This window comes from Nocardia sp. NPDC057668, from assembly GCF_042799795.1.
GTDB lineage: Bacteria > Actinomycetota > Actinomycetes > Mycobacteriales > Mycobacteriaceae > Nocardia.
Genome location: NZ_JBHVIC010000007.1, coordinates 230,936 through 247,625, shown reverse-complemented (window position 1 = coordinate 247,625; position 16,690 = coordinate 230,936). Strand labels below are relative to the sequence as shown.

The following is a 16,690-nucleotide window of genomic DNA, read 5'->3' as shown; positions in this document are numbered from 1 at the left end:
GCAGCGCGCCGCGGCCGCCGCCGTGACGCCGACAGTGAACACGCGTCCGCTGCACTGTCATTGACGCCCCGCGCCCTGCACTATGTCCAACATGCCCGGTGCGCAACGATCACGATTGACCAGGGTCGGCGAGAACGCCTCCGTCACCCAGCTGGAACTATTCTTCGACCTGGTGATCGTGTTCGCCTTCACCATGGTCACCGACTTCGCGGCACACGAGACCACCGCGGTCAACATGCTGCGCTCCCTGCTGATCCTCATGCTGCTGTGGTGGATGTGGATCGCCTATTCCTGGCTCGGCAACGTCATCAAGGCCGACGAGGGCATCGCGCGCGTCGGCATCTTCGTGGCCATGGGCGGCGCCTTCCTCATCGCGCTCACCATCCCCGAGGCCTTCCACGATCTGCCCGGAGGCTGGTACGCCCCACTGGTATTCGTCATCGCGTACCTGCTGGTGCGCTTCGTCCACCTGTGGATGTTCTGGCTGGCCAGCGCCGAGGACGCCCAACTGCGCCGGCAGGTGGTGCGCTGGGCCGCGGGTTCGCTCACCATCGCCGGCACCCTGCTGACCATCGGCGCGCTCACCAGCGAGACCGCCCAGCTGGTGCTGTGGCTGGCCGCGCTGGCCGGGGACATGCTGTGGACCAGCCTGGCGGGCAACGAATGGCGGCTCAACTCCGCCAAGCACTTCGCCGAGCGGTACGGGCTGATCATCATCATCGCGCTGGGCGAATCCATCGTCTCCATCGGCGTCGGCGTGGCCGGGCTGCCCATCTCCTGGCCCATCGCGCTGGGATCGATGCTGGGACTGGCCATTTCGGGCCTGCTGTGGTGGGCGTACTTCGACGTCGCCGCGCTGACCGTGGAACACGAGCTCGCACACGCCACCGGCACGCGCCGGGTGCAGATCGCCCGCGGCTGCTACACCTACTGGCACTTCCCCATGATCGTCGGCATCATCGCGCTCTCGCTCGGCATGAAAAAGGTGATCAACTACGTCGGCGACGCGGAGGATCACCGGCTCTCCGACGCGCTGTACGGGATTCCGCTGTACTGCCTGTACGGCGGCGTCGTGCTGTACCTGCTGGCACTGATCGGGTTCAAGTACTACGCGACGGGTGCGCTGAGCACACACCGTCTCATCGCCGTCGTCCTGCTGCTCGTGCTGATCCCGCTCGCCGCGGCGCTGCCCGCGCTGGCGTCGCTGACCCTGCTGTTCGTGGTGCTGGGCGCGCTGATCCTGTGGGAGACGGTGTCCTATCGCGAGCCGCGCGAGGAGATCAGGCACGGCTCGCACGACGCCGCGTGACGCCGCGGGCGGTGGATCAGCGGTCGAACCGGTGATCCACCGACTCGCTCACGCGCACGCCCTCGCGTACGGCCTCGCGCATCTGGTTGATGTTCTCGCGCAGAACATCGGCTACCAATTCGTCCGTGCGCTCGTCCGCCAGCACCCGGAAGATGATCCGGAAGCTGGCGTCGGCGACGCCGCGAATCACGTCCTCGTGGAACGGCAGGTATTTCACCCGGCCCAATTGTGGATCCTGCCGGATGAACTCGACCATCATCTGATCGATCTCGCCGCGGTTCTCCTCCAGCGCGTTCGCGATGTTGCGGGCGTAGTGCCCCGTGCGCAGCACCTCGGCGACCTCGTCCAGCACCGCCATGGTCACCGGGCGCTTCACGGTCTCGACGATCGCGCCGACCGAGCGGTTCACGATCGCCGCGGTCACCCGGTCGCCGAAGGCCCGATCCGCCACGCGCGCGAGCCGCACCAGGATCACGACCACGCGCAGCAGCCGGAAGCCGCGGAAGAACGGGCTGGTCACCGGGATCATGCCCAGGACCTCGTACCAGTAGACGAACGGGAAGGTCCAGCTCCAGCCCTCCCGCCGCCAGCGCCAGCAGAATTCGATCGCGAAGATCGCGCAGATGACGTAGTCGGCGATCTGGATGAGCCGGTAGGTGTCCCCGCCGACCGGGAAGAACGTCACCCAGCCGACCAGCACGACCGAGATCACAGCCAGCCCCAGCATGAGGAAATCCGTCCACAGGGCCGGTGGCTTCCGCGGGTACTCCACGTCGTCCGGTGCACTCGCCTGGATCACGCCGACCCCTTCCACATCGAACGGTCCCGCGCCAGCGTAGTGGCCGGGCCCGGCCCGGCGCGCCATTCCCGCGACGGCCGGTCCGGGGCCGGATCAGCGGTCGCGAAAAGCGCGCCGGTGCAGGGATTTCCGGTGCGCGGTCAGCTGCCCGCGCGGATGATGGCCTCGATGTTGCGCTCGGCCAGCGCGGTGATGGTCAGCGACGGGTTGACCGTGGCCGAGCTGCCCGGCAGGCCGGCGCCGTCCATGACATAGAGCCCCGGATGCCCGAGCACGCGGCCGTAGCCGTCGGTCGCCTGGCCGAGCACCGCGCCGCCGAGCGGGTGCGCGGTGAAGAAGGCGTTGGCGTCGTAGCCGATCGGGGCGTAGTCCAGCAGCGCGTTCGAGCGCTGGGCGATGCGCTGATCGACGGCCCGGCAGGCGGCGGCCACCTGGTCCTGCACACCGGGGTTCCAGCTCAGGCCGACGCCGTTGCGTGCGCTGTCGTAGCCGAACCGGGCGCGGGTCGGGTCGAGCACCATGCCGAGCGAGGCGATGGCCCCGGTGTCGACGGGAATGCCGGGGACGTACCAGTTCTCGAGGGTCAGCGGGACGGTCGAGTCGTCGAAGATCCGGCTCGCGCTGGGCACGCCGCCGCCGGTGGCGCTCAGCGAATCGGCGCTGCGGGCCAGCACCACGTCGCCGTTGGTGCCCCAGCCCGCGCCGATGTGCTCGTTGAGCCGGGGCAGGCCGCCGGTGGCCTGGGCGCGGACCAGGAGTTCGGACGTGCCGATCGAGCCCGCGCCGAGGAACAGCCGATCGCAGGTGAGGGTGCGGGTGCGCAGGACCGCGCCGGTGGGCGCGAGCTTGGACACGGTCACCACGTATTTGCCGGAGCCGTCCTGCGCGATCGAGTCCACACGGTGGCCGGGGAAGATGCCGGTGCGGCCGGTGGCCTCCGCGTAGCGCAGGTAGTTCTGGTCCAGGTCGAACTTCGCGCCGTTGGAATTGCCGAGGTTGCTGCGCGACGCCGTGGCCGAGGCGCGGCTCGTGCCCGCCAGTTCGGCGCGCAGCACGTCCCAGTTGAAGATCGAATCATTGGGCTGCGGTTCGTACCCCGCGGCCCGCACCTGCTGATCCCACACCCGGGAATGGGCGAAGGGCGCGGAGTTGTAGATGTCGGCGGGCACGGGGCTGAGCCGCAGCATCTGCCGCACCCGCGGGTAGTACACGCTCTCCAGCTCGCCGTAGTCGACCACACCGCGAAACACGCTGTCGAACAGGTGCTTCGGCGGGGCGACCATCGCGCCGGAGAAGATGATCGAGCCGCCGCCGACCGCGGCCGCGCGCCAGACGTCGATGCCCGGGTAGTTGACCACGTCCAGCACGCCGCCGAAATCGGCGAAGGCCATGGGCACCTTGGTGACCCCGGTGAAACTGGTCCGATGCCAGAAGCCGCGGCCGTCGGGCAGATCGTCACCGGTGAAGATCTCGCGCTGGGGATCGTTGGGCCAGCGTGAGCCGCGCTCGAGCACGGTGTTCTGCACGCCGGCCTCGGCTAGTCGCAGGGCGGTGACCGCGGCGCCGAAGCCGGAGCCGATCACGATCGCCGGGGAGTGCTCCGGCGGATCCGGCAGCGGCGCGAAGATTTCCGGCACCCACCGCTCGAACAGCGCGTTCCACAGTGGACTCGCCGCCGCGACACCGGAGCCGCGCACGGCGGCGCCCGATCCCACACCGGCAGCAAAAGCCGCAAAACCGGCAGCTTTCAGTAGAGCGCGCCTCCGCACGGCCACCTCCCTCATCAAGTAGGCCGCGCGCGAGATTACCGTTCGGTCGCCAGTCCAACAACACATGCGACGAGCCGAACAATTCGGTCATACGTGTCGGCTATGTCCCGATCGAATCGGTGGATAGCCGACAATTCGCCAGAGGGGTGAAGGGTCGAGCCCGGAGGCTCAGGCGCGCAGGCGTTCCCGGCGAAGCTGATCGACCTCGGGCATGGGCAGGGGGGCCAGCGAATCGACGCCCAGGGCGCGGGACAGGAGCAGGTCGGCGAGCTCGGGATTGCGGGCCAGGGCCGGACCGTGCATGTAGGTGCCGATCGTCGAGCCCTGGATCACGCCCTCGAGACCGTCGCCCACGCCGTTGCCGACGCCCTTGGTGACGCGCGCCAGGCCGGTGGCGTCGCCACCGAGTTTGGTTCCGCCCCGGTGGTTTTCGAAGCCGGTCAGGGCCTGGGTCAGCCCCGGCAGCAGCGGGGCGGTGGCCACCTCGCCGATCGCGCGCCTGTCCTGCGGGGAGGTGGTCACGTCGATGAGGCCGACGCCGTCCACCCGCTCCCCCGAGGAGGTCTCGTACCACTGGCCGAGCACCTGGATGGCCGCGCAGATCGCGAGCACCGGCGCGCCCCGCCCGGCGGCGCGCTGCAGTCCCGGGTACTTCACGAGGTGACGGGTGGCCAGGCGCTGCGCGGAATCCTCCGCGCCGCCCAGGGTGTAGATGTCCAGGGAGTCCGGCACCTCGTCGGCCAGCGTGATCTCGACGACCTCGGCGGCGTACCCGCGCATGCGCAGCCGCTGCCGCAGCACCAGGGCATTGCCGCCGTCGCCGTAGGTGCCCATGACGTCGGGCAGCACCAGGCCGATGCGGACGGTCGATTCGCTCATGCGCGGACGCTCGCCTTCTCGTCGAGATCGCGGTTCAGGTCACGGAACGCGGTGTAGTTGGCCAGCACCTCGACCTGCCCGGCGGGGCAGGAAGCGATGGCGCGCAAGGGATCCGCCACGGTGGTGTGTTCCACGCCCGCGTAGGTCAGGCGCACGGCCAGATCGGTGGCGCGCTCCCCCGCGGCGACCACCTGGGTGCCCTCGAAGTGCTCGAACCGCACGTCCCACAGCCAGGACAGATCCTCGCCGTCGGGCACCTGACCGTTCACCGCGATCACCAAACCCGTTGCGGCGGGGTCGATCATGGACAGGGCCTCCTGCCAGCCGGCCGGATTCTTGGCCAGCAGCAGGCGCGCGGTGCGCCCGCCGACCTCGACGGTCCGGTAGCGGCCGGCGATCTCCCGTACGGTGCCCGCCGCGTCGGCCGCGGCCCGCGCGTCCGCGCCCATGGCGACGGCCGCGGCCACCGCCTGGGCGGCGTTACCGCGATTGGCGCGGCCCGGAAGGGCAAGGGCCAGTGGGATTTCCAGACCGTCGGGGCCGTGCAGCGCGTGCTCGTCAACGCGCCACTGCGGTTCCGGGCGCTTGAAATCCGCGCCGGTGCTGTACCAGTGCTCGCCGTCCCACATGATCGGCTCACCGCTGCGCGGGCAGCTGCTGGCGTCGACCGCCCAGCCGCTGCCGGCCGCGACCCACACCACGTTGGGGTGGTCGTAGGCGATCGAAGTGATCAGCACGTCATCGCAATTGGCGATGAGCACGGCGTCGGGGTGGCGCGCCATGCCCGCGCGCAGGCGGCGCTCGATCATATTGATCTCGCCGACCCGGTCCAGCTGATCGCGGGACAGGTTGAGCAGCACCACCGCGGCCGGGTTCAGGGCATCGGCCACGTGCGGCAGGTGCAGCTCGTCCACCTCGATGGCGGCCAGGCGCGCGGTGCGATTGGCGGTGAGCGCGGCCACGATTCCGGCGTCCATGTTGGCGCCGTCGGCCTGCGTCGCGACCGCGCCGAGGGTCTGTAGCGCGGCCGTGGTCATGCGGGTGGTGGTGGACTTGCCGTTGGTGCCGGTGACCAGCACCGTGCGCCGCTCGCGGCCCAGCTGGGTCATGATCGTCGGGTCGATCTTCAGCGCGATGAGGCCGCCGATCATCGATCCCTTACCGCGTCCGGCTTTCTGCGAAGCCCACGACGCCGCCGTCGCCGCCCGCAGCGCCAGCTTTCCGCGTACCGAGATGTCTGCCACGGTCGCGAGTTTATTGGTGTGCCGCGCTCGGTGCGCAGGCGGTGTCACGGCTTTCGCCGTGAGCTGCGGCACTCAGGTGTTGTAGAGCTTGTTCTCGTAGGCGGCCGAGTAGTACTGCTCCAATTGCTCCAGCGTTTCGGGGCTGTCGGGGATCAATTCCTTCACCAGCCGCGCCTGGCTGGGCAGGGTGTCGGCGGGCCACTGCTCGGGCTGCCAGAGCCTACTGCGCAGAAACGCCTTGGCGCAGTGCAGGAAGATCTGCTCGATCTCGACCTCGACGGCCAGAATGGGCCGGTGCCCGCGCACCACCATGTCGTCGAAGTAGGGTGCCTCGCGCACCAGCCGCGCCCGGCCGTTGATGCGCAGGGTTTCTCCGCGCCCCGGGATCAGGAAGATCACGCCCACATGCGGATTGCTCAGCATGTTGAGGTAGCCGTCGGCGCGGCGGTTGCCCGGGCGTTCGGGAATGGCGATGGTGGTGTCGCCGAGCACCCGCACGAAACCGGCCGGGTCGCCCTTCGGCGAGGCGTCGCAGTTGCCCTCGGCGTCGCTGGTCGCGAGTACGACGAAGGGAGAGTTGGCGATCCACTCCCGGTCCCGCGCGTGCAGGGTGCGGCGTTCCTTGGCGACGGCCCGCGGCGTGGGCGCACCGAGGAGTTCCCGCAGTTCGACCGGATCCGTGATCTCGCTCATCGTTCGATTCAACGCCCGGATCACACCGCCGCGCCAGCCATTTGTGAGAAAGCAGTCGGTCCCGAAACGGTTACGCGCGCACCGGTGGGTTACAGCGGAACGTCGAACAGGTTGGGCTGCCCGGCGGCGTAGCGGCTCTCGTCCAGCTGCCGGAAGGGATCCAGCTCCGGCGCGCGGTAGAGGGTGAACAGCGCACAGCGGGGCGCGGTGGAACCGGCCACCTCCAGCAGGGCGTTCACCGCGGTGCGGGCGGACTCCGACGCACCCTCCATGGTCGCCAAATCCACCTTGGTGCGGACGTAATCCCCTGCCAGGAACAGGTTTTCGAGCTCGGCGCGATGCGATTCCGGGCGCAGCGCCCAGGAGCCCGCGGTGTTGATCAGCAGCGGGTCGGCGTTCTCGTTGCGACGCTGGGCGGCGTTCCAGGTCACGCCGGTGTCCAGGAACCAGGAGTGCAGGTCCTCGTCGCGCAGCAGGATCTGCTTGTCGTTCAGGTGCGCCTGCAACTGCGCCCAGACCTCGCGGGCGATCTCGTCGTGGGTGCATTCCTTGGCGGTCTTGCCGAACAGGATCCCGGGGGTGTTCCAGTCCGAGATGTCCACGGACAGGCAGTCCTGCACCGTGCCGTCGCCGAGGCCGGACATGGGGGTGCGGTTCCAGAACTGGTTCTGCGAGATGGAGGTCAGCGACCAGGGCGAGTCCACGTAGGCGGCGTGGCCGCGCGCGATGGCCGAAGGATTGCGCAGGAAGAACTGGATGCCGGTCATCCAGTCCACGGTGAGCTGGGCCATGCCGGCCAATTCGGGTCTGCGCGCGAGGATTTCGGGCGACCACAGGGTGCGGGCCACCTCGACCGGGAGGGCGGCCACGAAGTAGTCGGCCGTGATCGTCTGCGCCACACCGGAAGTGGTGACCACCCGGGCGCCGGAGATGCGGTTGTCGGCGACCTCGAGCCCGTGCACCTCGGCGCCGGCGAACTTCACCCCGAGTTCGCGCAGCCTGCGCACCCACGGGTCTATCCAGGCTTCGTTGGTCGGGCCGTCCAGCAGGCGGTCCAGCGGGCCGTCGTTGGCGATCTCCAGGGGATTGCCCAGGAACTGCTCGCCCATGGTGCCGATGGTGCGGGTGCTGGCCAGGTCGTCCTTGGCCGCCACCAGCAGGGTGGTGAGGGTGCGCGAGAGCAGCATGCGGAATTCGTTGGAGCGCCGGCCCGCGCCGACGTAGTCGCGCCAGGAGATGGTGTCCCACTGGCCGTAACGGCGAGCGTCGCAGCTGGAGTTGAAGACCAGCAGGCGGTTCGCGAAGTAGAGGGCGTCGGCCTGGCCCATCTTGGTGGTGGTGGAGATGGCCGAGCTGACGGTTTCGCGGAAATCCTCGGGGGTCGTCCACGGGCGTCCGGCCCGGCCCAGGGGCAGCAGGGTGTCGTCGCCCCCGCGCCGGGAGAATCGCGCCTCGGGGGCGGCGACCAGGTTGTCCCACACGCCGTTCTCGTTGTCCCCGAACGGGATTCGCCGCATGGTGTCGGTGAGATGGCGGTAGAAGCCGGGGAAGAAGCGGAAGCCGTGCTCGCCCCACAGGTCCGGGCGGCCGTCGCGGCCGCTGCCGGGAACGGCGATGCTGCGGGCTTTTCCGCCGAGCGCGCGGCGCTCGTAGACGGTGACGTCGAAGCCGCGTTCGGCCAGTTCGTGCGCGGCGGTCAGCCCGGCCGGGCCCGCGCCCAGCACGGCGACGCTGCGGCCGGGTTCGGCATGGGCCGGGGTCGGTCGCAGCGTGGTCGCCGACAGTGCACCGGCGGCGGCCCCCGCCGCGACGGCGCCGCGCAGCACTGTCCGCCGCGCGACGGACATACGCTGTCCAGTCATTCCCTACCTCCCACGCCTGGGAGGAATCCTAAGCAGCGGGAACGGGCACCGGGTCGGTAGGGGTGATCTTTTCCGTACCGGCGGTCTCCGGAGATGCGGCGGCGGTGCGGCGGCGACCCCATCGGCCCCGGCGTAGCGATCCGCCCGAGGTTGCTGTGAAAGCGCCCGCTATCACGATCACCGCGCCCGCCAGGGCCACCGCCGACGGGGTCTCGTCCAGGAAGAACCAGGACGCGGCTATGCCGACCACCGGCACCAGCAGGGACAGCGGGGCGACCGTGCCCGCCGGATAGCGGCTCATGAGATAGGTCCACAGGCCCGACCCGGCGATGGTGCCCAGCAGCGCGATGTAGGCCAGCGCCGCGAACGCGGGCAGGCCGTCCGGGCCGAACGCGGCCGCGAGATCGTGCCAGCCGGTGGCCGGTCCCTCGGTGAGCGCGGACAGCGCGAACAGGGGCAGCGGCGGCACGACGGTCATCCACAGCGTCAGGTGCAGCGGGTTGACCCCCGCGGATTCGGCAGCGGCGAGCCGGGATCCGATGTTGCCGAAGGCCCAGCCCAGGCCGGCGGCCAGGGTCAGCAGCAGCGGCAGCAGCGCGGCATGCTGCATGCGGTCCCAGCCGATCACGGCCATGCCCGCCACGGCCACCGCGATCCCGAACAGTTGCACCCCGCGCAGGCGCTCGCGCAGCAGCACCGCGCCCAGCAGCACGGTGAACGGCGCCGAGGACTGCAGCACCAGCGAGGCCAGCCCGGTCGGCATGCCCGCCCGCATGGCGCTGAACAGGAAGGCGAACTGCAGAATCCCGAACCCGATCCCGTACAGCAGCAGCCAGCGCCACGGCACCGCCGGTCGCGGCACGAACACCAGGACCGGTACGGCGATGACCGCGAACCGCAGCCCCGCGAAGAAGAACGGCGGAAAATGGTCGAGCCCCACCCGTATCGCCAGGAAGTTCAACCCCCAGAGCACCACCACACCCAGCCCCAGCAGCCGATCCCGATTCGTCATACCCGGAATGATCCGACGACCAATAGGTAAGAACAATCGAATAATTCTGCACCAATACTGTAGTAGAACTTACCTATGCCCCACCCGGATCCCCCCGCCGACGACGCCACACCCCCGCGCTCGGTCCCCCGCCCCCGCCGCATCCCGGCGTCCCCCGATCCGGCCACCGCCACCCCGCGCCCCCGCCGGGTCTCCGCCGACCCCCACTCCCGCCGCGACCCCGACGCGCCCGGCCGCCGATCCCCCCGCACCCCCGCCCCCGGCATCACCGCGTCGCCCACCCGCCGAACACCCCCGGCGGACCCACCGGCCACCCGATCCACCCCCGCGGCCCGCCCTCGCCGCATCACCAACTCCCCCGCGGCCCCGACCGCCGCCACCCCGGTCCCGCCCCGGGCCGGCCTGCCCCCGCAGGAGCCCACGCCCCCCGGCCCCGCACCCTCGCCGCCGGTCGCCGGCGAGACGGGCACAACGCCTCGCCCAGGCAAAGACCCCGAAGCCCCTGCGCCCGAGTCTGTTTCAACCTCGGCCACGGGCACCGTCTCGGGGCACCAACCGACATCTCCCGGCCGCGACAACCACGACCGACCATCCACCGGTGCACGGAACGTCGAAACATCGGCACCCAAACAGGTTTCAGCGTCGGCCACCGGCACCGACTCGGCACATCGAGCAGCATCGGGCGACCGTGACGAGCCCGGTGTGACGCGGAGAGAGACGGACCGCGTCGGCGGCGGCAGGTCGGGCGCGCCGGACACCGGGAGGGGGCGAGCGGGTTGGAGGAACGACGGATCGGGTACTCACCCCCGGGTGAATCGGGAAGGGCGTTCCAGCGCGGTCGAACGCGGGGAGGGCGTCTCGGGAGGCGAGGTGCGGGTGGCGGATTCGAGCGGGGGCGGGAACGGCTCGGGGGCGCTCATGTCGGTCGAGCGGTTGCGGGTGTTGCGGGAGCTGGCGGATCGGGGGACGGTGGCCGCGGTCGCGGCGGCCCTGTCCATGACGCCTTCGGCGGTGTCGCAGCAGCTCAAAGCGCTTGCGCGCGAGGCGGGAGTGCCGTTGCTCGAGCCGGACGGGCGGCGGGTGCGGCTCACCGACGCGGGGCGGGCGCTGGTGGTGCGGGCCGACGAGGTGCTGGCGGCCGTGGAGCGGGCCGCGGCCGAGATGGCGTCCTATCGCGGGTCCGCGCGCGGGCAGGTGCGGGTGGCGCTGTTCCCTTCCGGCGCAGCGCTGTTGCTGCCGCACGTGCTGACCGAATTGGCCGCGAGCGGCGTGGAGGTGGTCGCCCGGGACGAGGACGTGCCGCCCTCGGAGGTGCCGCGCCTGCTCGCCGACTACGACGTGGTGCTGACCCACCGGGACGAGCGTTCGCCCTCGGTCGGCGGGGCGCGGGTGAGCTCGCGCGTGCTCATGCGCGAGCCGATCGACGTGGTCGTGGGCCCCGGCCACCGCTTCGCGCGCAATGCCACCGTGATGCCCGCCGAACTGGCCGACGAGACCTGGATCAGCGTGCGCGGCGGCTTCCCCGTCGACGACGTGCTGCGCTCGATCGCCACCGTCACCGGCGTGCAACCCCGAATAGCCCAGCGCCTCAACGATTTCACGGTGATCGAGGCCCTGGTGGCCGACGGCTACGGCATCGCCCTGATGCCGCACTACGCGGTCCGCCACCCGGACCTGCTGATGCTCCGGCTGACCGGCGTCCGCGCCGCCCGCCTCTACGACCTGGCCACGCGCCCGCACGCGGAGAAACGCCCCGCCGTCGCCGCGGTCCTGGCCGCCTTCCAGACAGCCGCCCGCAAGGTAACCGACGAATCCGACTGACAAACAACGACTCCGGCCACTCGCAGCGCGCGGACCTACGTGGTCTGCGAAACGATGATCACGCGCACGGTCCGCTTCCCCGACGCCAGATCGACGGGGGGTTCGACGGTCCGCGGCTCGGGCTCCCGCCTTCGAACGGAAACCGGCCCCGCACTCGGGATTCGAGGCGGGGCCGATTCGGGGGGTTCTGCCGGAATCAGCGCTGCTGCGGCGGCTGCTGCCTGCCCATCTGGGCGGCGTGGTAGCCGAAGTCGTCGGCGACCATCGCGGCCAGTTCGAGCAGGGCGCGGCGGGTGGGCTTCCCGACCAGTTCCAGGTCGATCTCCGCGCCCTCGGCGAGGTGATCGTCGAAGGGCACGACCTGTACCGCGCGGGTGCGGTCCAGGAACAGCTTGCGCAGCTGATCCAGATCGACGGTCGAGGAACCCTTGCGAGAAGCGTTGACCACCACCACGGTTCGCTCCACCAGCTTGTGGTAGCCGTGGTGGTCCAGCCAGTCCAGGGTGGCCGAGGCGCTGCGCGCGCCGTCGATGGCGGGTGAGGTCACCAGCACCAGCGAGCTGGCCATATCCAGGACGCCGGACATCGCCGAGTGCATGAGCCCGGTGCCGCAGTCGGTGAGAATGATGTTGTAGAACTGCTGCAGGATGCCGATCGCCTTGCGATAGTCGGCCTCGCTGAACGCCTCCGACACCGCCGGATCCTGTTCGCTGGCAAGCACTTCGAGGCGGCTGGGCGCCTGCGAGGTGTGGGCGCGGACATCGGAGTAACGGCTGATGTGGTTGTCCTCCAGCAGGTTCCGCACCGTGGAGCGGGTCTGCCGCGGCACCCGGTGGGCGAGGGTGCCCAGGTCCGGGTTGGCGTCGATGGCGATGACGCGGTCGCCGCGCTGGGAGGCGAAGGTGGAGCCGAGACCGACCGTGGTGGTGGTCTTTCCGACGCCGCCCTTGAGCGAGAGGATCGCGATGCGGTAGTCACCGCGCACCGGCTGATTCACCCGGTCCACGAGCTGGCCGTAGACGACGTCCGCCGGCGACTCACCCGGATTGATCATGCCGCCGGACGCCTTGTGCACGGTGCGGCGCCAGCCGCTGCGCGGCGCGCGCCGGGCGCGCTTGAGCAGATTCAGGTCGTTGACCGAATTACCCTGCGGCGGCGGCTGCTGCCCGAAGCCGGGCTGCTGCGGAAATCCCTGGGGCGGTTGCCCGTTCCAGCCCTGCTGCTGGAATCCCGGCGGCGGTTGCTGCGGCTGATGCTGCTGCACCGGCGGGGGCGGTGACCAGGTGTAGATCGGCGCGCCGGACGGATCGGTGCCCGGGCCGAACTGCCCCGGCTGACCCGGCTGACCGAACTGCCCGCCCGGGTCCGGCTGCTGCTCCGGAAATACCCGGCGCACCATGCCGTCGCTGCCGATCTCCTGGCGAATCTCCCCGTAGGGCGTCTCGTCCCGGACCTCGCCGAAGGCGTCACCCGGCGGAAAACCGCCCGGCGCACCGGGATTCGGCGGCGGCGCGAACTGCCCCGAATCAGGCATCTGATAGTTGCCGGTGGGCGGGAAACCCGGCTGCTGGCCGTTCGCGTACGGACCGCCGCCATAGGCCCCCTGCGGGCCGAACCCGCCGGGCGCGAAGGGATTCGAGCCTTCGGGCCCCTGCGGGGCGAAGGGATTGGGCCCCTCGCCCGGACCACCGGGCCCGGCGAACGGCCCCTGCGGGAATCCCGGCCGGTCGAACGGCGGCGCCGCGGCCGCACCCATGTGCACGGTCTGGTCGATCGAATCCGGAACGGGCGGGAAGAACCCCGCGCCCGGCTGCTCCGCCTCGGCGGATTCACCCGATTCCGGCGTAGCCGCGCCGGCGGTCGCGCGCTCATCCGGTTCGAGATCGTCGGCATCCACCGACGCCCCCGGTTTCGACGTCGAATTCTGATCGTTCGTGGTCACGTGTCCCCCATCTGCTCGACAGCTCGAACAGAGAGCTCGGCGCTAATGCAAGCACAACGCTAGCAGCTGTCCCGCCTCTCCGAATCTTCAGCGCACAGCTCAGGGCCGTAGCCCGCCCCGCGTCCGTGCTCGCGGTCCGTGCGCCCCCGATCCCGGGCGTACCCGGGAGTTACCCCCATCCCGCGAATTCAGTCCTCCCGTACCGGGACTCGCGTCCCGCGCACGCGAGAGCCCGCCCCGGCGGCCGGAGCGGGCTCTGCGGTAAGGCTTCTCAGCTGGTGCGGGCCGCGCGGTTGACCGCGGAGACGACCGCGCGCAGCGAGGCGGTGGTGATGGAGGTGGCGATGCCGACGCCCCACGTCACCTTCTCGCCGATGGCGCATTCGACGTAGGCCGCGGCCTGGGCGTCGTCGCCGGAGGACATGGCGTGCTCGCTGTAGTCCAGCACGCTGACCTCGTAGCCGATGGTGCCCAGCGCGTCGACGAACGACGCGAGCGGACCGTTGCCCTCACCCGCGATGGCCTGCTCGACGCCGCCGACCTTGACCACGGCCTCGATGTGATCGACGCCGCCGTCCAGCTCGGAGGCCGTGACCTTCTGGCGGATGCGCTCCAGCGGCAGGATCGGGGTCAGGTACTCCTCGGAGAAGACGTCCCACATCTCCTTCGGGGTGACCTCGCCGCCCTCGCCGTCGGTGATCTTCTGGATCGCCTGCGAGAACTCGATCTGCAGCCGGCGCGGCAGCACCAGCCCGTGATCGGTCTTCATGATGTAGGCGACGCCGCCCTTGCCGGACTGCGAATTCACCCGGATGACAGCCTCGTACGTGCGGCCGACGTCCTTGGGATCGATGGGCAGGTACGGGACCTCCCAGGTGATGTCGTCGACATCGGAGCCCGCGGCGTCGGCGGCGGCCTTCATCGCGTCCAGGCCCTTGTTGATGGCGTCCTGATGCGAACCCGAGAACGCGGTGTAGACCAGATCGCCGCCGTACGGGTGGCGCTCGGCCACGGGCAGCTGGTTGCAGTACTCGACGGTGCGGCGGATCTCGTCGATGTTCGAGAAGTCGATCTGCGGATCCACCCCGCGGCTGAACATGTTCATGCCCAGGGTCACCAGGCAGACGTTGCCGGTGCGCTCGCCGTTGCCGAACAGGCAGCCCTCGATGCGATCGGCGCCGGCCTGGTAGCCCAGTTCGGCGGCGGCCACGGCGGTGCCGCGGTCGTTGTGCGGGTGCAGCGACAGCACGATGGAGTCGCGGCGCTCGAGGTTGCGGTGCATCCACTCGATGGAGTCGGCGTAGACGTTGGGCGTCGCCATCTCCACGGTCGCGGGCAGGTTGATGATCAGCGGCTTGTCCGGGGTCGGCGCGATGATCGCCGAGACCGCGTCGCAGACCTCCTTGGCGTAGCCCAGCTCGGTGCCGGTGTAGGACTCCGGGCTGTACTCGTAGCGCCAGTTGGTGTCCGGGTGCCGCTGCTCGATCTCCAGGCACAGGGTGGCGGCGTCGGTGGCGATCTTCTTCACCGCGTCGCGGTCCGCGCGGAAGACCACGCGGCGCTGCAGGACCGAGGTGGAGTTGTAGAAGTGCACGATGACGTTCGGTGCCCCGGCGCAGGCTTCGAAGGTGCGCTCGATCAGCTCGGCGCGGGCCTGGGTCAGCACCTGGATGGTGACGTCGTCCGGCACGGCGCCGTCTTCGATGATCTCGCGGACGAAGTCGAAGTCGGTCTGCGAGGCGGACGGGAAGCCGACCTCGATCTCCTTGTAGCCCATGCGGACCAGCAGGTCGAACATGCGGCGCTTGCGGGCCGGGCTCATGGGGTCGATGAGCGCCTGGTTGCCGTCGCGCAGATCCACCGCACACCAGGAGGGCGCGCGATCGATGACCTTGTCCGGCCAGGTGCGGTCGGGCAGTTCCACCGCCTCGACCTCTTCGGCGTACGGCCGGTACCGGAACACCGGCATGGAGGAGTTCTTCTGCTTGTTCCACGCGGGCTGGTCGGCGGGCGCGGGCTTGCTCGGCGCGGTGATGGAGCGCGAGCCGGATACGAACGCATCAGCGGGTGACATAGCGATTTATCTCCGAAGTGTGGCTGGAAATCCCAGGTGTGGGTTTAGACCGGCACGACTAGCACCCGCGACGGGAGGCCAGTCCGTATCAGACCCCGTCGCGGCGGCAAAGGAGGAGAAGTGCCCGCTGCATGATGATCAGGAGTTTACAGGTCTGCAATGCGCCCCCGGAAGCAGGGGAGGCACGCGCCACACCGGCGAACCGGGTTTTACCGGTTTGCCGCATTTGCACACAGCTCGTGAATGAAGCGCATCTTGTCCAGCACCGGTTCGGCCAGCACGAAGGGGTACAGGTCGCGGTGGCCCATCGAGCGATTGACCATGTTCAGCGCCCAGGCCAGCGGCAACCACAGATCGATGATGCGATCGAAGCCCGCGCGACCCACCTGCGGGCGTTCCAGGGTGGCGCCGGCCGGGGCGAATCCGAAGGCCGCGGCGGTGTCCAGGGTGTCCCGGATGTGGAGGTAGTGGGCGAAGGTCTCGGCCCAGTCCTCGGCGGGGTGCATGGTCGCGTACGAGGAGACGAAGGAGTCTTCCCAGCCGGACGGCGGGCCCGAGCGGTAGTGCCGGTCCAGCGCCTCCTGGTAGTCGGCGAACGGATCGCCGAACAGCTCGCGGGAGAGCTCCAGATCGGCGTCCGCGGTGACCAGGACCGGGAAGTAGTAGTGCCCGATCTCGTGCCGGAAGTGACCGAGCAGGGTCCGGTAGGGCTCGTCCATGGCGACCCGCAGCTGCTCGCGGTGCACGTCGTCGCCCTCGGCGAGGTCGAGCGTGATGACCCCGTTCTCGTGACCGGTCATCACCTGCTGCGATCCGCTGGCCAGCAGATCGAAGGCGAGACCGAAATCGGGATCGGCGGTGCGATCGACGATCGGCAGGCCGAGTTCGGTGAGCTCGAGGACCAGGCGGCGTTTGGCGGCCTCGGCCTCGGCGAAGGCGGGCAGCCACTTGTCGTCCTGGTCGGCGGGCCGGGTGCGGGTGAGCCGGCAGGATTCGCAGAGCGTGGGACCACCGCTGCGGGGCACCAGCCAGTTGCACTGGGCCACATGGCGGTTGTCGCAGAGCCGGAACTCCTGGGCGTCGACGGTGCCGCTGGTGAAATCGCGGGCGCTGTCCCCCGGATCGTCCTGATCGCCCGCCGCGCGGGCGGGGTCGCCGTCCTTCGCCAGGATCAGCAGCGCCCGGTCGGCCAGTCCGAAGCCGAGCGGGCTCCCGCATTGGAGACAGAGCGAATTCTCGAAGGCCAATTGCTGGCCGCACTGGGGACAGCTGAAATCACGCATGGC

12 protein-coding genes are annotated in these 16,690 nt (G+C 70.0%); 2 read left to right on the top strand and 10 right to left on the bottom strand.

The genetic code is table 11. The features are described from left to right. The first annotated feature begins 91 nt into the window (after nucleotides 1–91). The gene (locus tag ACFVBH_RS34410) at nucleotides 92–1,309 is read left to right on the top strand and encodes a low temperature requirement protein A (RefSeq protein ID WP_354988281.1); all 1,218 of its coding nucleotides are present in this window, start codon (nucleotides 92–94) and stop codon (nucleotides 1,307–1,309) included. 16 nt (nucleotides 1,310–1,325) lie between these two features. Here the strand turns inward: ACFVBH_RS34410 and ACFVBH_RS34405 are convergent, their stop codons facing one another. From ACFVBH_RS34405 to ACFVBH_RS34375, 7 genes are all read right to left on the bottom strand, one after another. Further along, the gene (locus tag ACFVBH_RS34405) at nucleotides 1,326–2,108 is read right to left on the bottom strand and encodes an ion transporter (protein WP_354988282.1); all 783 of its coding nucleotides are present in this window, start codon (nucleotides 2,106–2,108) and stop codon (nucleotides 1,326–1,328) included. Between the two features lie 140 nt (nucleotides 2,109–2,248). Then, a complete protein-coding gene (locus ACFVBH_RS34400; protein ID WP_379008185.1) occupies nucleotides 2,249–3,892 on the bottom strand; it encodes a GMC oxidoreductase in 1,644 nt (547 codons plus the stop codon). A gap of 153 nt (nucleotides 3,893–4,045) precedes the next feature. Then, the gene (locus ACFVBH_RS34395) at nucleotides 4,046–4,756 is read right to left on the bottom strand and encodes a glutamine amidotransferase (protein WP_354988284.1); all 711 of its coding nucleotides are present in this window, start codon (nucleotides 4,754–4,756) and stop codon (nucleotides 4,046–4,048) included. After that, a complete protein-coding gene (locus ACFVBH_RS34390; protein ID WP_354988285.1) occupies nucleotides 4,753–6,000 on the bottom strand; it encodes a MurT ligase domain-containing protein in 1,248 nt (415 codons plus the stop codon). The genes ACFVBH_RS34395 and ACFVBH_RS34390 overlap by 4 nt, the downstream gene beginning before the upstream one ends. Before the next feature lie 72 nt (nucleotides 6,001–6,072). Continuing rightward, a complete protein-coding gene (locus ACFVBH_RS34385) occupies nucleotides 6,073–6,693 on the bottom strand; it encodes a pyridoxamine 5'-phosphate oxidase family protein (RefSeq protein ID WP_379008181.1) in 621 nt (206 codons plus the stop codon). Between the two features lie 89 nt (nucleotides 6,694–6,782). Then, the gene (locus ACFVBH_RS34380) at nucleotides 6,783–8,555 is read right to left on the bottom strand and encodes an FAD-dependent oxidoreductase (RefSeq protein WP_379008178.1); all 1,773 of its coding nucleotides are present in this window, start codon (nucleotides 8,553–8,555) and stop codon (nucleotides 6,783–6,785) included. 28 nt (nucleotides 8,556–8,583) lie between these two features. Beyond that, a complete protein-coding gene (locus tag ACFVBH_RS34375; RefSeq protein ID WP_379008176.1) occupies nucleotides 8,584–9,567 on the bottom strand; it encodes an EamA family transporter in 984 nt (327 codons plus the stop codon). A gap of 918 nt (nucleotides 9,568–10,485) precedes the next feature. Here ACFVBH_RS34375 and ACFVBH_RS34370 point away from each other — a divergent pair. Next, the gene (locus ACFVBH_RS34370; RefSeq protein ID WP_379008738.1) at nucleotides 10,486–11,388 is read left to right on the top strand and encodes a LysR family transcriptional regulator; all 903 of its coding nucleotides are present in this window, start codon (nucleotides 10,486–10,488) and stop codon (nucleotides 11,386–11,388) included. A gap of 196 nt (nucleotides 11,389–11,584) precedes the next feature. On the opposite strand, the gene ACFVBH_RS34365 is transcribed toward ACFVBH_RS34370, so the two are convergent. From ACFVBH_RS34365 to ACFVBH_RS34355, 3 genes are all read right to left on the bottom strand, one after another. Further along, on the bottom strand, nucleotides 11,585–13,330 hold the full coding sequence (locus ACFVBH_RS34365; RefSeq protein WP_379008173.1) for a MinD/ParA family protein: 1,746 nt from the start codon (nucleotides 13,328–13,330) through the stop codon (nucleotides 11,585–11,587). Between the two features lie 271 nt (nucleotides 13,331–13,601). Next, nucleotides 13,602–15,404: a 2-isopropylmalate synthase gene (gene leuA / locus ACFVBH_RS34360; RefSeq protein ID WP_379008171.1), complete on the bottom strand. Its 1,803-nt coding sequence runs from the start codon at nucleotides 15,402–15,404 to the stop codon at nucleotides 13,602–13,604. A gap of 209 nt (nucleotides 15,405–15,613) precedes the next feature. Continuing rightward, the gene (locus tag ACFVBH_RS34355; protein ID WP_379008168.1) at nucleotides 15,614–16,687 is read right to left on the bottom strand and encodes a putative zinc-binding metallopeptidase; all 1,074 of its coding nucleotides are present in this window, start codon (nucleotides 16,685–16,687) and stop codon (nucleotides 15,614–15,616) included. Nucleotides 16,688–16,690 lie beyond the last annotated feature (3 nt).